Genomic DNA, 17,124 nt, shown 5'->3' on the forward strand with positions numbered 1-17,124 from the left:
TCACAGTCCGTTACTACTCATTTGGCCCATTAAAGCGTAAATCTTGCAGATTAAACCCAAGCTCTATATCCGTTTTAAGCGCTGCGATTAGTTTGCATTTGCGCGCTGACTCGATGTGCTCATCAAGCTTTTTACGATACTTAGCTGGAAGCTCTTCACTGGCAAAGGCTTGCTCGATGTCGGTAAATTGGGTCAGGATCTCTTTAGCTGCTTTTGGTCCGACACCTGGCACGCCCGGGACTTGGCTTGAGCTAATCCCAGTTAACCCCCAGTAGTCTGAAAGCTGTTTGGGTTTTACGCCAAACTCTTTGTCAATGAAGGGTTCATCTAACCAACGATGTTGGAAGTAGTCTCGAATCTGCAGGGTAGGCGAAAGCAACTGGCAGTAGCCTTTATCGGTCGAGATAATCGTGACCTTCTCATTATGGCTTGCGACTTTCATCGCTAGAGTTGCCACGAGATCGTCTGCCTCATCACCATCTGAGAGCAGTGAGTCTATGCCCAGCTTCCACCAAGCATCCTGGATAGCTTCCAAACCATTCATTAATGGCTCTGGCATCGGTTTACGATTCTGCTTGTACTCTGGCCAGATTTCCGCACGCCAACCACGCTCTTGAAGATGGTGGTCAAATACCGCAATGATATGGGTCGGTTGAGACTCAGAGAGGATGCGGTTAAGAGTACGAGAGGTGGTCGTAATGGTTCTTGCTATATCGTTGGGATCTGGCTGAGCAGAGTGAACTCGGCGAATAAGGTTTAATGCATCGATGATAACAAGATGAATAGACATATAAATCAAAAAAATAAGGGCATGAAGCCCTTATTGTATCGGATGGTGTTGAGATTACCAGTCAGTCACTAGTTGGTGGTCTTGATTTGGTAACAAGGTTCGTAAGCAGTGCCGCCTGGCAGCTTCATACGATCTTGTTCAACAAAGTCTTTCAGCAGTTTGTCCATCTTCTTCATCAGATCGACGTCGCCATCAAGGATAAATGGACCGTGACGTTCTATTTCACGGATCCCTTCCGCCTTAACGTTACCTGCAACAATACCTGAGAATGCTTGGCGTAGCGCCGCGGCTAAGTTTTCAGGGCGTTGATTTAGATGTAAGTCTAAGCTCGCCATATTGTCATGGGTTGGATCAAATGGCAGTTGGAACTCTGGTTCAATCTTGAGTGACCAGTTAAAGCTGTAGGCGTCACCGGTGTCTTTACGGTGTTGACGCACATCGCTCATGCTTTGCTTCATGATTTGCGCCACTTTAGCTGGGTCATCAACCACAATTTGATAGTGTTTCTGCGCAGCTTCACCCAAGGTGTCGCCAATAAAACGGTCGATAGAACGGAAGTATTGCTCGCTCTCTTTTGGACCCGTAAGGACGATTGGTAAAGGCTGGTCGGCATTATCTGGGTGCATCATGATGCCAAGGATATAAAGCAGTTCCTCTGCGGTGCCCGCGCCACCAGGGAAGATAACAATACCATGACCCATACGAACGAACGCTTCGAGACGCTTTTCGATATCGGGCATGATCACCAGTTCATTGACGATAGGGTTTGGCGGCTCTGCGGCAATGATTGATGGCTCAGTTAGGCCAAGATAGCGCTGCTCATAGTAACGCTGCTTCGCGTGACCAATCGCTGCTCCTTTCATTGGGCCTTCCATTGCGCCGGGACCACAGCCCGTACAGATGTTCATTTCACGTAGGCCAAGTTCATTACCCACTTCACGTGTGTACTGGTACTCGATAGCATTGATTGAGTGACCACCCCAGCAGACTACAAGGTTAGGCTCGATACCCGGAGTCAGCGCGCCAGCATTACGCAAAATACCAAATACTAGGTTGGTTATATGCGAAGCGTTAGTGAGGTTTAAACGCTGATTATCCGCTAGGTGCATGTTGACATAGACGATGTCACGCAGCACTGAGAATAGGTGCTCTTGAATCCCTTTAATGATTTCACCGTCCACAAACGCATGTTCTGGAGCATTGCTCAGTTCAAGCTTAATACCGCGTTCGCGGCGTACTACGTTGACGTCGAAAGATTTGTATTTGTCCAACAACTCTTTGGAGTTATCGGTGTGGCTACCTGAGTTGAGAACCGCGAGCGTACAGTTGCGGTATAGCTGGTATAGATCACTAGCAGCGGTCTTTTTAAGGCGCTCAACTTCTAGCTGAGAGAGTAGGTCCATACTACCTGCTGGACTAATATGCGTGATCATAGTGACCTCCTTGACTAGCAACTCACAAACCGTGAGTAAAGTGTCGTTGTTATTATTGTCCTGGCACGTCGCTGTTATATCTGAGTTTTCGCGACGGGTTTCTTAAGCTTAGCAGGTTTTTGCTGATAGTGAAGCTAACTAACTGATATATAAAGATGAGTCACAAAACGCAGCGGAGGAAATTAGAATTGAACGGAGTGATTGCAAACTGGTTTAGCGCCACACGAGTTGGTTTTTACCCAGAGATTTCGCCTCTTTAAGGCACAAGTTCAGTCGCTCTAGAATTTCTTCTGGTGTGTCTGAATCTTTAAACGCGGTACTGGCTGCGGAAAGCGTGATCATTAAATTGCGGTCACGGAACTTAAATGGCAGTTTCGATACTTGGCTTTGAATGGTCTGTATCAAGCTAAATGCGTCGCTATCGGTGACTTCTGGCAGCAGGAGAATAAATTCTTCACCAGAGAAACGAGCCACGGTATCGGTATCTTGCAGCTCTTTTTTGATCGTGCGAGCAATGATTTTCAGCGCTTTGTCACCCGCGCTGTAGCCAAAGCTGTCATTAATCGCCTTAAAGCCATCAATATCGAGAATGACAACACGCAGCGTATGTTGCGCGCGAATCCAGCGGCGGTACTCAAGTTCAAGTCGATCGCCAAAGGCAGCGCGGTTATACACTTTCGTGAGTGGGTCGAGAAGCATACGCTGTGCTTGATCTTCCAAACGGCGGCGGTAATCTTGGGTCACTTCAAACAGTGCTTCCAGTTGATTCTTGCCATAATCCATTCTTTCTAAAAGGGCTTGCTCGCGCTGTTCTGCGTGTTTTAAACGCTCGGTCAATGAGTTGAGCTGTTCAAGGAGCGGATTAACTTGTGTCTTTAATCCAGCCAAGTCTTCTGCGTTGGTGACTTTTGTTTGGGTGACACTAATCAAATCACCCAGCTCTGAGCTCATCTCTTGGCGAGTATCAAAATAACTGTGAGATTGCTGAACGTTTTGTGCTGAACTCTTTAATGAAGAGGCAAGGGATGAATTCAGCTGTTCAAGGAATTGCTCTGACGTTTTGCGCTCGTAGTGCGTGCCTTCAATCACCAACTTCAACGTTTGCAGGGTGAGTTCAAGTAGCGAGTGGCTACTGACGCCCATCAGCAACTTAGCGCGAATGTCCGTCAACAGGTCGCCAGATTCACCTTCAAAATCGAGTTCGGTAATTAGGTGTTGTAACTCTTCTGATAGTCGCAACTGCAGTTCACGATCGGCGCTACTGGAAACTTGGTTGATGCTGTAATCAGGGTTAGAAGTGATGATCTTAACTGAGCGCTCATACAGACTTAATAGGCGCAGTGCTTGTTCTGATTTCGGGTGTGAGAGTCCGTTGGAGTAGCTGAGTAAATCACGCAGATCACGTTTAATCTTAGCGGGCAGGCCCGTTAAGCGTAGCAGCGTCTCTCCGCTGTTTTTGATCTGCGTATCTAGGTGTTCACTCTGCGAGTCCATAGCCAAGCCTTGTTGTTTTAGCAGACGCTCTAATACCGCGAGTTTTGGGATTAGAGTACTAACATCTTGCTGTTGTTCGATAGCTTGAGTGAGTTCCTTTAGACCCGCTTGAAGGCGCGGGTTCTCACTTTTATAGGCGTTACTCAGCGACGCAATGATGCGCTGAAGTACCTTCTGTTCTCTTTTAAATTTGAACGAAGTGTCCCTTTGTGTCAATCGAACTTGTTCCAATTGAGATTTCAGGTTGTGCAGCTGTGACTGAATATCTTGTTCGAGAGCGCCCATGAAATATAAACTTAAAGATATAATCTACTTCTATTTATTAATCTGTAGATAATATCAAATAAATCACGGGCGTCACGACTTACTACGTTTGTTTGATGAGCTTTTATTCATCTTTTAATAGTTTTTTGATGCTGTCCTCATTCTTGAACGAAGAGTGTACTTTTATTAACCCTTGGTTTATCGAATGCTTGCAGGCCTTGCGAATATTACCTGTTGCTAAACTTGCTGCTGGAGCGTTCTCAATTGCTTTCAGGTAGACCCACTGACTACTATGTTCCTTCATACTCAGTGTGCGAGCCGTACTGGTTGACATAAGTAGCACATCAATTAGTTCCTTATCATTAACGGCAGTATACGCCCTAGGTAGGAACGGGTAGTCAGCCATACCAATACGAATGATGCGGTTTAAAATACGCTCTGGTTCGAATTCCATGATCCATTGCTGAATCTTTTCGAACAGCAGCTCTGGGTCGGTGTTGCGTTCGCTATTGGGTTCGATATAGAGCAAGTTAGCATCTGAAAAATGATAAATACGCGCAGGGTACTCAACACGTTGTTGCAGGAACTCACCGAAAGCTCGCTCTAGCTTAAGACCTTCTTGGTAACCGTGCTGAAGATACATATTGCGTAGGAATGGGACGTCAATCATCACAAAACGCAGTCGGTCATTGAGAGGCTCATGGATTAACTCACCCACATGCCATTTTTCAAATTTATGACTACTCTCTTCCAAAGAAGCAGGCAGCTTAGCATTGAGCATACGGAGATTTTTCAGCCCAGAACGAGAGTGGGTAAAAAGATCTTCGTTTAATGTATCTAGCTCCTCTTTTTGCACGTTAATGACATGGCCGCGACGCATTAAGATGATGAACAGCAGCGCAGAAAGTACAAATAGAGTTAAAGTGATTTTCTGGAACTTGCGATATTCCGTATGGGTTTGTTCAAGTTCGTCTTTTTGACCACTTAAGTGCAAGCTTTGCTCGACAAAGTCTTTTTGTTGACGGAACGCATCTTCACTGATCATATCCAGCTCTTGCTGTTCGATCGTTGCCAATGAGTTATAGAAAAGCAGGTATTCAAGCGCTAGCTTATATTGACCACTCTGCTCATAGCCCAAGTAGAGCAATTGGTAAGAAGCTTTTTGAGTACTAATGTCCTGCTCTTTTTGCGCAATCTCTAGGGCTTTTTGCGCGTTTTCTAGTACTTTTTCTGGCTCACGTTTGTGTCTCGCTAATCCAGCCTCAAGCAGGTAAGCGTAAGCCTCCAAACGTGGGATACTGGAATACTCTAGGAGTTCTTCTGCTCGGTTCAAGTATTGCTCAGCTAAGGTATAGTTCACCAGCTGTAAGTAAGTGGCAGCCAAAGAGATTCGGATTTCAATCACGCTCTCAATGTTGTTCTGCATACGCTCATGATCCATGGCATTGAAGTAGTGGACCAGCGCGAGGTTGTATTTGTTTTGGTGGTAATAGATATCGCCCATGCGCTTTAAGATCGGAGCTAGCATAGGTGAGCTTTGGTAATTGTCGTAAAAGTCGGCCGCCTGAGAAAAGTGGTTATTGGCTTTGTCGAGTACACGGCGTTCGTAAAATAGTTGGCCTAAAATACGGTTTACTTGAGCTAATTGAAGCGCAGAATCGGTTTCAATCGCTTTCCAATAACTGATCAAAAGCTCTGATAGGGCGCGATTGTATTTTTTGTTTTGCAGCAAATGCTTACCGACAGTGGTGTGGTACTCAATCAGTGTGTAAGCAGATTTGGCACTATCAACGTAAGGTTTTGCTTCTAGGTAAAGCTTGTTGGCGACCTCGACTTCACCTTCAGCAGAAGCAATGTCGGCCTTGAGCATGGTCATTTTGTATCTAAGACCGCGAGCAACGAGCTGAGTATTGTTGATCTGCGAATAGCCTTGCTCGAGTTTTTCGATTTTCTTTCGCGCCGCAATCGCATCTTTATCTATGCTCCAAGCGAGGCGAGTTTCGAGTAAGTCGATATCGAGTAGCAGGTATGGCAGCTTGTAGTTAGTGGCAACGTCTTTGGCTTCCGCTAAATGTCTCAATGCGCTTTCTTGGCTACCAAGGTTGAACTCGGCACGTGCGAGAATGCGCAGCGCGTCAATCGTGCCGCCAGGAGTACGTGTTCGGCTATCGGTTTCATCTCTTGAGATAGCCGACGGGCTTTTTTCAGTTTTGTCAGAAAGCGTACGCTGAGCCAGATAGTTTGCTGCTAGCTGCTTTGCTTGCTTTGGCACAATTTCTACTAGGCTATTTGCCTCGTTAAGAACCGCAGATGAGTAGATTGTACTGGCCAATAATGGTGATGAAACAATCAGCAAGAGCATGCCGATAATACGTTCCCAGCGTACGTTTAACATCCTGAATAAATCCCTATTGACGCGCCATGCGTTGGTTATGGTTTGGTTGAGCGTTAACGTTAGAACGGTATGGGTTAATGTCTAAACCACCGCGACGAGTATAGCGTGCATACACGGTTAGTGCGCTTGGCTGACAAAATTCCATGATGTCAGTAAAGATACGCTCAACACATTGCTCGTGAAACTCGTTGTGTTCACGGAAAGAGACAAGATAGCGAAGTAGCGCTTCTCGGTCGATCTGTTTACCCGAATAACTGATCTCAACGCTTCCCCAGTCAGGCTGATTGGTGATCAGACAGTTCGATTTGAGCAAGTGACTGTGGACACTTTCTTCAACTTGGTCACCGCTTGCCGCGCCTTCGAGTAAAGTACGGTCAAAATCATAGCTAGCGATCTCGATATCTTGATCGTCAATGCATTCTCCGGCCATGGTGACAATCACAGAGTCTGTGTAATCAACCACAGAGCGAACGGTGACGCCAACTTCTTCACCAGCGCAGTGAGACAAATCTTTAATCAGCGTTTTTTCAACATCATCCCAAGTAGAGAAACGAGTCTGATTAAAACTGTTGAGGTAGAGCTTAAATGACTTTGACTCGATTAGGTTTGCGCTGGTAGCAGGAATAGACACTTCACCAACGGCAACTTGAGGCAAGCCTTTATCATTGAGCCATGAAAGCTCGTACAGCGTCCAAATATCGCAACCTTGGAACGGTAGAGTATCACCGAGATTAAGGTCATCACGGTTCAAACTTCGAGGGACAGGCTGGAGTAGGCTTGGGTCATATTGGTTCGCGTATTCAGTCTTTTGACCCAAAGTTAGGCCAGCAAGCTCTTTCGCATCAGAATATTTGCTCATACTTTTGTTCATTTTCTATTAGAATGACGAGAATTTTACGCAATCCCGCTGTTAAAAGCGAATATTCATGTTGGAGAATCTAATGGCTGATAATGCCTTGCAAGCGTTGCTCTCATTCAGTGAAAAATACCGTCAGGCGCACCTTGATGCTTCGGGTCATTTACCAAAAAGCGAAGAGTTGGTTGACCTAGTGTCGCCTTGTGTCGAAAGTAAAACTGAACAGGCGGTAGAGTGGCAAGCTTGCCAGCGTGATGAGCCAGCCGATTTTACCAATGTAGAAAATGGTATTGAGCTTACGCTGCATGAAGATATTAAAACCTTCTACGGATCTCAATACAGCGCCGATATGGACGCGACTTGGCAGGGGAACGAGTTAACGCTACTGCAAGTGTGGAGCGATGAAGACTTTGTTCGCTTACAAGAAAATATTCTTGGTCATCTCGTTACTCAGCGCCGTTTAAAGCTTAAGCCGACGGTCTTTATTGCCGCTACAGACGCAGAGTTAGATGTGATTTCTATCTGTAATATCTCTGGCAACGTTATCTTAGAGCGTCTGGGGACAGACAAGCGTGATGTGCTGGCTCAAGATATTGCCGAGTTCTTAGCTAACCTTGAAGCTGTGGTGTAATCATGTACGTTGTAGAGCTTCAGTTTGAGTGTTTTGACAACACCACCGTATCGGCCGTTGATAAAGCAATTAATGGCTTGATGGATGCACTGCGCTATAACGGCCAAGTGCTTGGTCGTGAATTTCCAATCGTGATGGGCGATGGTGAGTTTTTTGTTCGTGTGGTTTGCCCGGAGCAAGATAGCTTGCACCCAAACTACCATTCAGATTTTGTAAAGGTGTGTTTAAACCGCCTGTCCGAAGCGAGTTTACTGGCACCCAAGATGCGCATGCTAGGCCGAGATCTAAACTCTGAGGAAGCTGCAGAAGATGAGCAGCCAAGCTGGCAAGTGCTATACACGACGTATGTCCACACGTGTTCTCCTTTGCGTTCAGGTGAGACTTTACTGCCGATCCCACTTTACCGAAATGGCGCAACGCTAAACGGCGATCATAAGGCTGTCGTTAAATGGCAAACAGAGTGGCAGGCTTGTGATGAGCTCCAAATGGCGGGTGGCTGTCGTGCTGAACATGCGGCCCTGCATGAGATTTGTGATGCAGACAGTGTGTTGTTCAAGCGCGGTTGGGACTTGCGTGGTCGTATTGAATATATCACTAAAATTCCAACCTATTACTACCAGTATCGTGTCGGCGGAAAGAGCCTTGAAGATGAAAAAGCACGCAAATGCCCGAAATGTGGTGGAGAGTGGTTGCTAGACGAGCCACTGCACGACATCTTCTACTTCAAATGTGATGACTGCAGAATCGTATCGAATATGTCTTGGGATCATATTAAGTAGTGGTGCTAGATTTGATGCAATAAAAAAGACGCTCTATGGAGCGTCTTTTTTTGATTCATCAGACTCGTCAATGTTGTCATCTGACTCACTGTGCGGCTTTTTCTCGTTTTGACCGAACTTCATATTGGCGGTGTATTTGAGAGCAGCAATATTACCAATCACAACGCTCAAGACGATAACAATGATAACCCAAGGGTTGGTAAGTAAATCCATCTCGCTACCTATTGATGTATATTGCTAATAAACTGATTGTAGATCGTTTCCAGTTGGTCTAACACCACTTGTTTACCCAAAATGGGAGCAGACGTGAGTTGCTCGGCAAGAAGAGTTGGAGTTAGCTGTCGCAAGCACTGCTCAGTAGTGGCTCTATGACTAATATGCCAAGGTTCAGGAGCGACACCGCCTTTATCTTGTGCATAAGGAAAGAAGAAACCATGCTGCTCAAGGTTCTCCTGCAGCCATTGGTAGAAGCTTTGCTGGTGGCCAGTGAGATATTCCCAAGGCTCGAGTTGAAGTTGCGTATCTTGAGGCAGGCTGTCACGATCGAAGAGATCGAAATCGGTTCCCCAATGATGTCGGCTGCCCCCTGGTAGCGCTGACCAACGTAAAATCGCCATCACCTTCTGCTGCTGCGTTAAGCCTTCAGGACTTAGTGGCTGACTATCACTATCTAAAATGGCCGTTTTGCCCGCCATTTTATTGTTCCAAATCGTCATCTGACGCTCGAAATCACGAAAGCCGCTGGCGATATTGAGGTTGAATCCCGCCCGAGTTGCTGACTGTTTAAGTGCGAGTATATCTTGGCTCACTTTGGCATGAACCAAGAAGGCTTTTTGTCCGACCACAGTTTCAACCAAATGAGTTTGCGTCTGACCGGTCAGTTGCTCGGGCGTCATCATTAGGCTAACAAGTTCTCTAGTGTTTTCTGATACATATCAGTGAGCTTCTCTAGGTCGTCAACCTTCACGCATTCGTTCACTTTGTGAATAGTGGCGTTAACAGGACCAAGCTCTACAACCTGACCGCCCATACGGGCAATGAAGCGGCCATCCGATGTACCACCTGTTGTCAGCAATGCTGGCTTCGTTTGGTTCACCGCATCAACGGCATCGACAACGGCATCCAGTAGTGCGCCTGTATCGGTTAGGAATGGGTCGCCATTGAATGTCCATTTCAAGTCGTAATCTAGGTCGTGTTTATCTAGCGTTTCAGTCACACGTGATACGATGGTGTCGTTATTTAACTCAGTGCTAAAGCGCAGGTTAAACTGGACGTTGAATTCGCCAGGAATGACGTTCGATGCGCCAGTGCCAGCGTGAACATTCGGGATCTGGAAGCTGGTTGGAGGGAAGTAATCATTACCTTGATCCCATTCGGTAGTCGCCAGTTCATGGATTGCCATTAGCGATTGGTGGACAGGGTTTCTTGCTAAATGCGGGTAGGCAACGTGTCCTTGAATTCCTTTAACAGTCAAATCGCCAGTAATTGAACCGCGCCTGCCGTTTTTAACTACATCGCCAACAATCTCAGTACTGGAAGGTTCACCGACAATACACATATCGATGTTTTCACCGCGCGCCATTAGAGCTTCTACCACGCGAACTGTACCATTGATGAAGGGGCCTTCCTCATCTGATGTGATCAAAAAGCCGATAGAGCCGTTATGATTTGGGTTGTCGGCAATGAACTGCTCAACTGCAACAATCATACTTGCCAGCGAGCCTTTCATATCTGCGGCGCCGCGACCGTGTAAGAAACCATCTTTAATGGTTGGCTCAAAAGGCGGGGTATCCCATAGCTCTAGTTTACCGGCTGGCACAACATCCGTATGACCAGCGAAAGCAAACAGTGGCGCCTGCGTACCACGGCGAGCCCAGAAGTTGGTTGTATCTTCAAACACCATCACTTCAATTTCAAAACCAAGCGCCTTTAAACGCTCAATCATTACGTCTTGGCAGCCTGCATCTTCTGGTGTGACTGATTGGCGGCTAATTAAATCTTTTGCGAGAGCCAGAGTTGGGCTGTCTGTCATCCTTGAAATCCTTTCAAAAAAATTATGAGAATATTGCTGTGTACTGGTCAGCTTTAAAGCCTAAGTGGTAGCTATCACCAGAGACAAGAATAGGGCGCTTAATCATTGCAGGCTGTTCTACAAGTAGCTCAATAGCGTTGGCTTCGTTGAGCGAGTCTTTTTGCTCTTGTGTCAGCTGACGATAGGTTGTGCCGCGCTTGTTTAGGACATTTTCCCAGCCTAGTTGCTGACAAAATGTTTCAACCAACGCTTTATCAATACCTTGTTTGCGGTAGTCGTGAAAGCTGTATTCGACACCTTCTGCTTCTAACCATTTCTTGGCTTTTTTTATCGTGTCGCAGTTAGGAATGCCATACATAGTGATTGTCATTGTAAAACCTTTAGAAGTGACTTTTTTGTTATTCAAGCATCCTATCAGGAAGTGAATAGAGAGACAAAAGTGTGATGGATATATTTCATTGGGCAAAAAAAATGTGTTTCAAGCAATGACGATCGTAGAGTTTTTGATCAAACTCAACACATGACTAAGCAAAACAGAAATAATGACCCTAGAAACTTATAGGAGGTATCAATGGAGTTGAGTCCTGTTTTTGCGAGGCGCTTGTATCTTGCATTATTGGTTGAAAACTTAGAGCGCCCAAATGTCCCGAAACTTATCGAGCAGACAGGCTGGCCACGTCGAACTATTCAAGACGTTATCAAAGCGCTACCTGGAATCGGCATTGAGCTGATGTTTGTACAAGATGGTCGACGTCATAATGATGGCTATTACCAACTATCAGACTGGGGACCGTTTGATAGTCAATGGGTGACTGAGCGAGAATCTGATATAGCAGCAAGCTTGGGCTTTAAAGCCTAATAAATAAAAACCTAGTGTCTCGCACTAGGTTTTTTTGGTTTTGTTGGGCGGCTAAGGGCAGATATAAGCGTTGCCCATGATGGTAAATGAGGTGGCAAAATCTTGTGGGTTAGTCATATAAACCGTATTACCGCCAAGTAGGCTAGCTTGATTTTTCATATCATTTAATGCCCCGCGTATCAGCACATCATTGGGGAAAAAGAGGTAGCTATACCAATGCCCCTCACTGCCTGTAACTTCACCAAGCCACTGGCAATCTTCGGCATTAAACTGCGAGTCGAGTCTCAGGTGTACTGGTTGTGCGCTTGGCTCCAACGTGTTCATTGGCGCGCTGCAACCACTAATAAGTAGCAGCGCGGAAAAAAGTAGGCTAATTCTGGCTAACATAAACAATAAATCCTATCCAACTTATCGCTAATAGTGCCCAAGGTATTAAGCCACTTTTGTTGTCTTTTTCTTGGGCGTTAACTTGTTCCGTTACGGTCTCTTGATTTAACTGCTGGGACGGCTGTTTCGATTTCTGTGCTTTCTTTTTGGCTTTATCCGCTTGTCTAGAGCGTTCTTTCTGCTGCTTTTTGTATTGGGCGATACCTTTTTCAATCCCTTGTGCCACCAATTTCGTTTGCTCTTTGGTTTGTCCGGGCTTTTGAGTCGCTTTAGCTATTTTCATCGCTTCTGTTTGAGTTTCTTGTGATGGAACGACTTTATTTTTCATAGTGATAGGTCTTGCGAGATCAAAGATAGTTTTATCCTACCACGTTATAATTTCAACATAATGTATAAAATCAAGAGTCTGAGAATGAAGCGAGTTCTGATAGCCAGTTTAGCACTGTCTGTCCCTTTGTATTTTTGGCTACAAGGGGAGCAACCTCTGCCTAAAGTCGACGATAGGTTAGCTCAAACTCACTCTGAGTGGATGGACTCGATCCAACAACAATTAAAACAAGACCCAAATCAGGCGGAGTTGTGGTTTCAGCTTGGTCACGGCTACTTAAACAATCAAGACTTCTCTTCTGCGTTGACCTGTTTTGATTATGCGGCACGTTTAAGTGATACGCCTTCCGCCAGCCAGTTGGCCGCCAAAGCGACGGCGCTCTATTACGTTAAAAAGCAAAGAATGACCGATGAAGTGCTCGGTTTGCTCAATCAAGCCTTAGCTCTTGAGCCGAAAAACTTAACCGCTTTAGCGTTAATCGCCAGTGATCATTTTATTAGTTTTCGTTATCAACAAGCGATCGATGCATGGACTCTAATGCTGGACTCAAATAGTCCTGACCTAGATAGAGAATCGGTGATTCGCTCTTTAAATCAAGCCAAAGCGATGATGTCTAAGTCATAGTAAGTGACATTGCAGCGTAAGTGAGCGCGACAACTTATAGACAAGCACAAAAAAACCGGCGAACTTCGCCGGTTTTTAGTTTTATGGGCTGGAATTAGTATTCAGCTTCGCGTTTTTCTGCAGCCTCATTCCAATCAGGAACAACGGTCTTTAAGAAGTTTTGTTTGTCAGCGTTCATCTTATCCATATCCATACCTAGCGCTTCTTGAGCTGCCGCTTTGGTTGAAATGTCTGGCAGTTCCACTGGATCGGTAATCCCTTTCTTCGCAAGTAGGCGAACAATCTTAGTACGAGCATCAGCTGCGCGGTCCACTGCGGTGCCAAGCACTTCTAACGCCACTTCAGGAGCGTGCATGTGTACCCCGTGTGATGCAATCGCATAGTCCCAACGCCACTGAGCATGACGAATATCTTGAAGGATATCTTTCATCTCAGTTTCTGTTGCGCCCGCATCCCAAGCTGCACCTGCTTCAAAGTGCGCAGCCACAATTTGTTTCTCAGCGGTTAGCTTCATATTAAGCACTTGCGCTTTACGAGTGGAAACGATTTCGCGCATTTGCTCTTTAGACTGAGTGTGGCAGTTAGCACAAGTATCTTCAAAGCGGTCAAATGGGTTACCCACTTTGTGATCGGTATAAACTGTGCCGTCTTCTTTGGTCACTTTTGGCATATGACAATCCACACACGCCACTTTGTTTTTACCGTGGATACCATCACGCCAAGTTTCGTAACCAGGGTGTTGCGCTTTTAGCATTGGTGCTTTAGATACTTTGTGTGTCCAGTCTTTAAAGCCAAGTGCGTCGTAGTATTCTTCCATATCATCAACGGTTGTGCCTCTATCCCAAGGGAATTTAACCGCGTTTTTCGCTGATTTAACGAAGTAGTATTCGACGTGACACTGACCACAGACAGAGGCTTGTTGGTCGAGGCGAGACTGCTGTTCAAAAGGTTTATCAATCGCTTCGAAGGCGCGCTCGACATAAGGTTTGGCTAGCGCTAGAGCAGGTTCGCCATTTTCGAACTCTTTGCTGCGAGTGTCATGACAGTCAGCACAGCCAATTGGGTTGACAATTTGTTCGCCTAGGCGTGCCCATTTACCTTCAAAGTATCCGTCCTCACCACGTTCATCAATGATTCTTCCTACGTCTGGGCTCTTACAGCTCCAACATGCCATCGGCATTGGGCCAGAGGTTTCATCTTGTGGTGCGCCAGTACGTAGAGTTTGTCTTACGTCATCGACGGCGTAAAAGTGGCCTCGCGCTTTGTTGTAGTCTTTGGCGAAGCCATAACCTGCCCATAAAATGACCATGTTTGGATCTTCTGCTAGGGCATCTTCGATATGTTCGCTTTCTGAAGTGGCTTTCCAAGAGTGGTATTGATCTGGGTGCTGCTGTTCGTACGCGTCGTTGCGAGGGTCAATTAAGCCTTTTTCTTCGGATGCAGCAAAGCTAGTGACACTCATTAATGAGCTGGCCACGATCGCTAATGCTGCAGCGGATTTTGGTATCCAATGCAATTTATTCACAGTGTTATCTCCGTATTCTGTTTTTATAAGCAGCGTTGTGAACTGGCTATATTCCAAACTAAGAACTGGAGAAACTGATACATATTGTAATAAAAAGAAATAAATTAAATAACTTGTTAATAAGTGTTAATTGTCTGAGATCAATTTTACTCCGTGATCCAGTTCAAATTGAACTTTTTATACCCCTAAAGGGTTAGTTACTTGGGTGATTGATCTTTAATGAAACTTATTATCATCAGTAACTTAGGGTGATTACCCATCTGTTTATTAAGGTGATAAAGGTCAAGTTTTGAACAGTTATAACTACCCCAAAAGAGTAAGGGGAGTAATATATAGTTTAATAGCGTTGTGGCTTTTCCAAAATAAGAATTGATCTCATTTGATATGTTTTAGATGTATCAAGGGGCTTTAATTTTTAACCGTATATCGATTTATTGTTTATTCAATAAAGGGTACGGGAATAAGGAAAGGATAATATGGGCAATATAAAGTTGGCCATAGTCATAATGCTAAAGTCTATTCTAGCATTTTGCCTCTATGGTTATTCTCTTCATGCCGTTGCCGACACTTCAACTGTGCAGTCTGAAGAAAAGTCAGCCCGCCATGAGGTCACGCTTATCCGTGACAAGGACTACAAGTGTATCCAATGTCATAAGGATTCAAAACAAACCCTCCAAGAATCTCATGGTGAAGACGCACACAAAATTCTTGGCCGTGAAGTCAACTGTACCGAATGTCACAATAATATCGGCCCAGATCACCGCGAAGGTGCGCCCGTTGTGACCAAATACTCCAGTGCGCAGTCTCAGCCAGGTAGCGAGAAAGTCTTTCTTGACCCTGCAGAAATCTTAAAGGCCAATAGCCAGTGTACCGATTGTCACCAGCCTAAGTATCTGCGCGATGACAGTTGGACGCATGATGTGCATGCCAAGAACTTAACTTGTTCAAATTGCCACGATGTCCATGCAAGCAAATCTAAGGTGTTAGGGCTTGAGCGCAAAGAACGCATTAAGTTGTGCGTCGATTGTCATGCTGACTTTAATCAGCTGAATAAGGAGAAGTAGTATGAGTTGTTCTAGACGAAACTTCTTAGCTGGTTCGGGAGCGCTGATCTTTGCGACTGGTGTGGCCGGTACTGCTGTGCTAAACAGCCGAAAATCGTTAGCTAACGTTGAGCAAGATGGCAATAAACTTTATGGCATGATCCACGATGAAACAGCTTGTATTGGTTGTACTGCCTGTACTGAAGCATGTCGTGAAGTAAATAAGGTGCCAGAGGGTGTTTCTCGCCTTGAGATTATTCGCAGTGAGCCACAAGGTGAGTTCCCCGATGTTGATTACCGTTTTACGCGCAAATCTTGTCAACACTGTGAAAACCCACCCTGTGTCTATGTCTGTCCAACAGGCGCTGCATACAAAGATGAAAAAACCGGCATTGTCGACGTGCACAAAGATAAGTGTGTTGGCTGTGGGTACTGTTTAGCAGCGTGTCCATATCAGGTGCGCTTCTTTAATCCTGAAGATGGCTCTGCTGATAAATGTAACTTCTGCCGCGATACCAACCTGGCTCAGGGAAAATTGCCTGCATGTGTTGAATCTTGTCCAACAAAAGCGCTTATCTTTGGCGATCTCAACGATCCGAATAGTGAAATTAATCAGGTGCTTAATAGTGAAGCGGTCTACCGAGATAAAGTGCATTTAGGGACTAAGCCTAAGCTGTACAAAGTGCCTCATCAGAAAGGGGAGATATCATAATGAATGGTTTTGAAAGTGCATTTCACTTTGACTCTCTGGTGTGGGATTGGATTATTGCTATCTACCTGTTCTTGGCGGGTATGTCGGCTGGTGCGGTGATGATCTCGCTCTATCTGAAACGAAAAGTGATTGAAGGTGACCCAGCAAATAATGGCATCATGAAAGCAATGGCATGGTTGGCACCGTTTGGCATCATCTCAGGTTTAACAATTCTAATCTTCCACTTAACCAAACCGTTATCGTTTTGGAAGATTATGATTTTCTTCAACCCGAGCTCAGTGATGTCGATGGGTGTCATTCTGTTCCAGGTCTACATGATTGTGCTGTTTATCTGGATTGGGATTATATTCCGTCATCAAATCATCCGCTTTTGTGAAGGTAAGCTGCCCACTAAGTTGCTCGATTTGGTTGATGGAATCCTGATTAAATCAGGCAAGGCCACTAACGGCATTGAACTGTTTTTGGGTTTCCTTGCGATTGTGTTAGCCGCCTATACGGGCTTTTTACTTTCAGCATTGAAGACTTACCCAATGCTGAATAACCCAGTACTGCCGATTTTGTTCTTGTTCTCTAGTCTTTCATCCGGCGCTGCAGCGTGTTTAATGTTCGGTATTTTGGTGTTTAAAGAGTCAGCGGCAAGTCCAAGTGTTTCTTGGGTACATGGCTTTGAGCGCCCGGTTGTGATGTTCGAACTGTTTGTGCTTGTGACCTTCTTTACTGGTCTAATTTTCAGTGGCGGGCAGAATGAAGTTGCGGCTTGGAATGCAATTGGTGGCGGGTTCTGGTCAAATTGGTTCTGGTTCGGTGTCGTACTAATTGGTATGTTGCTACCGTTAACACTTAATGCGCTGACGCCTAAAGAGACGCGTCATAATGGTGGCTATATCTTTATCGTCACGACACTAAGCTTGGTAGGGGTGCTCATGTTACGTACCTTTATCTTGTATGCTGGGCAGATGACGGTTGTATAAC

At 45.4% G+C, this 17,124-nt stretch carries 19 protein-coding genes; 7 read left to right on the forward strand and 12 right to left on the reverse strand.

What is annotated here, in order from left to right; translation table 11 throughout:
- Positions 1–13 precede the first annotated feature (13 nt).
- From xni to queF, 5 genes are all read right to left on the reverse strand, one after another.
- Positions 14–790: a flap endonuclease Xni gene (xni, locus tag VIA_RS11745; RefSeq protein ID WP_004413217.1), complete on the reverse strand. Its 777-nt coding sequence runs from the start codon at positions 788–790 to the stop codon at positions 14–16.
- Positions 791–858: 68 nt separating this feature from the next.
- Positions 859–2,223, reverse strand: coding sequence for a nucleotide 5'-monophosphate nucleosidase PpnN (ppnN, locus tag VIA_RS11750; protein ID WP_004413218.1), 1,365 nt, complete (start codon positions 2,221–2,223; stop codon positions 859–861).
- A 213-nt stretch (positions 2,224–2,436) separates the two neighbouring features.
- Positions 2,437–4,002 (reverse strand): GGDEF domain-containing protein, encoded by a 1,566-nt coding sequence (locus VIA_RS11755; RefSeq protein WP_004413219.1) that lies wholly within the window; start codon positions 4,000–4,002, stop codon positions 2,437–2,439.
- 103 nt (positions 4,003–4,105) lie between these two features.
- A complete protein-coding gene (locus VIA_RS11760; RefSeq protein ID WP_004413220.1) occupies positions 4,106–6,376 on the reverse strand; it encodes a tetratricopeptide repeat protein in 2,271 nt (756 codons plus the stop codon).
- A gap of 13 nt (positions 6,377–6,389) precedes the next feature.
- Positions 6,390–7,235, reverse strand: coding sequence for an NADPH-dependent 7-cyano-7-deazaguanine reductase QueF (gene queF / locus VIA_RS11765; protein WP_004413221.1), 846 nt, complete (start codon positions 7,233–7,235; stop codon positions 6,390–6,392).
- Positions 7,236–7,317: 82 nt separating this feature from the next.
- Here queF and syd point away from each other — a divergent pair, with 82 nt between their 5' ends.
- Positions 7,318–7,863: a SecY-interacting protein gene (gene syd, locus VIA_RS11770; protein WP_004413222.1), complete on the forward strand. Its 546-nt coding sequence runs from the start codon at positions 7,318–7,320 to the stop codon at positions 7,861–7,863.
- Between the two features lie 2 nt (positions 7,864–7,865).
- Positions 7,866–8,642 (forward strand): Zn-ribbon-containing protein, encoded by a 777-nt coding sequence (locus tag VIA_RS11775; protein ID WP_004413223.1) that lies wholly within the window; start codon positions 7,866–7,868, stop codon positions 8,640–8,642.
- A 33-nt stretch (positions 8,643–8,675) separates the two neighbouring features.
- On the opposite strand, the gene VIA_RS11780 is transcribed toward VIA_RS11775, so the two are convergent.
- From VIA_RS11780 to VIA_RS11795, 4 genes are read right to left on the reverse strand one after another with little or no spacing between them, the layout of a single operon-like run.
- Positions 8,676–8,855, reverse strand: a complete 180-nt coding sequence (locus VIA_RS11780; RefSeq protein ID WP_004413224.1) for a DUF2897 family protein — start codon at positions 8,853–8,855, stop codon at positions 8,676–8,678.
- Positions 8,856–8,863: 8 nt separating this feature from the next.
- Positions 8,864–9,541 (reverse strand): M15 family metallopeptidase, encoded by a 678-nt coding sequence (locus VIA_RS11785; protein ID WP_004413225.1) that lies wholly within the window; start codon positions 9,539–9,541, stop codon positions 8,864–8,866.
- Complete coding sequence (dapE, locus tag VIA_RS11790; RefSeq protein WP_004413226.1) at positions 9,541–10,674, reverse strand: succinyl-diaminopimelate desuccinylase; 1,134 nt, start codon at positions 10,672–10,674, stop codon at positions 9,541–9,543. The genes VIA_RS11785 and dapE overlap by 1 nt, the downstream gene beginning before the upstream one ends.
- Positions 10,675–10,696: 22 nt before the next feature.
- Positions 10,697–11,044: an ArsC family reductase gene (locus VIA_RS11795; protein WP_004413227.1), complete on the reverse strand. Its 348-nt coding sequence runs from the start codon at positions 11,042–11,044 to the stop codon at positions 10,697–10,699.
- A 201-nt stretch (positions 11,045–11,245) separates the two neighbouring features.
- Here VIA_RS11795 and VIA_RS11800 point away from each other — a divergent pair, with 201 nt between their 5' ends.
- The gene (locus VIA_RS11800) at positions 11,246–11,533 is read left to right on the forward strand and encodes a winged helix-turn-helix domain-containing protein (protein ID WP_004413228.1); all 288 of its coding nucleotides are present in this window, start codon (positions 11,246–11,248) and stop codon (positions 11,531–11,533) included.
- 51 nt (positions 11,534–11,584) lie between these two features.
- Here VIA_RS11800 and VIA_RS11805 read toward each other — a convergent pair whose 3' ends face one another.
- Together VIA_RS11805 and VIA_RS11810 are read right to left on the reverse strand one after the other, a co-directional pair.
- On the reverse strand, positions 11,585–11,920 hold the full coding sequence (locus VIA_RS11805) for a DUF4156 domain-containing protein (protein ID WP_004413229.1): 336 nt from the start codon (positions 11,918–11,920) through the stop codon (positions 11,585–11,587).
- Entirely contained in the window at positions 11,904–12,248 is a 345-nt protein-coding gene (locus VIA_RS11810; RefSeq protein ID WP_004413230.1) for a DUF2956 domain-containing protein, read from the reverse strand. The genes VIA_RS11805 and VIA_RS11810 overlap by 17 nt, the downstream gene beginning before the upstream one ends.
- 84 nt (positions 12,249–12,332) lie before the next feature.
- Between VIA_RS11810 and VIA_RS11815 the strand changes: the two genes are divergently transcribed.
- Positions 12,333–12,872 carry a TPR domain-containing protein gene (locus VIA_RS11815; protein ID WP_004413231.1) on the forward strand — a complete coding sequence of 180 codons (540 nt, stop codon included), beginning with the start codon at positions 12,333–12,335 and terminating at the stop codon, positions 12,870–12,872.
- A 94-nt stretch (positions 12,873–12,966) separates the two neighbouring features.
- On the opposite strand, the gene nrfA is transcribed toward VIA_RS11815, so the two are convergent.
- Positions 12,967–14,334, reverse strand: coding sequence for an ammonia-forming nitrite reductase cytochrome c552 subunit (nrfA, locus tag VIA_RS11820; protein ID WP_412774862.1), 1,368 nt, complete (start codon positions 14,332–14,334; stop codon positions 12,967–12,969).
- A gap of 539 nt (positions 14,335–14,873) precedes the next feature.
- On the opposite strand from nrfA, the gene nrfB reads away from it, so the two are divergent.
- Genes nrfB through nrfD form a run of 3 tightly spaced genes read left to right on the forward strand, consistent with a single transcriptional unit; the run spans position 14,874 to position 17,123 of the window.
- Positions 14,874–15,461, forward strand: coding sequence for a cytochrome c nitrite reductase pentaheme subunit (gene nrfB, locus VIA_RS11825; RefSeq protein ID WP_004413233.1), 588 nt, complete (start codon positions 14,874–14,876; stop codon positions 15,459–15,461).
- Position 15,462: 1 nt separating this feature from the next.
- Entirely contained in the window at positions 15,463–16,152 is a 690-nt protein-coding gene (gene nrfC, locus VIA_RS11830; protein WP_004413234.1) for a cytochrome c nitrite reductase Fe-S protein, read from the forward strand.
- Positions 16,152–17,123, forward strand: coding sequence for a cytochrome c nitrite reductase subunit NrfD (nrfD, locus tag VIA_RS11835; RefSeq protein WP_004413235.1), 972 nt, complete (start codon positions 16,152–16,154; stop codon positions 17,121–17,123). Before nrfC ends, nrfD begins: the two co-directional genes overlap by 1 nt.
- Position 17,124: the final 1 nt, after the last annotated feature.

This window comes from Vibrio orientalis CIP 102891 = ATCC 33934 (assembly GCF_000176235.1).
Classification (GTDB): Bacteria; Pseudomonadota; Gammaproteobacteria; order Enterobacterales; family Vibrionaceae; genus Vibrio; species Vibrio orientalis.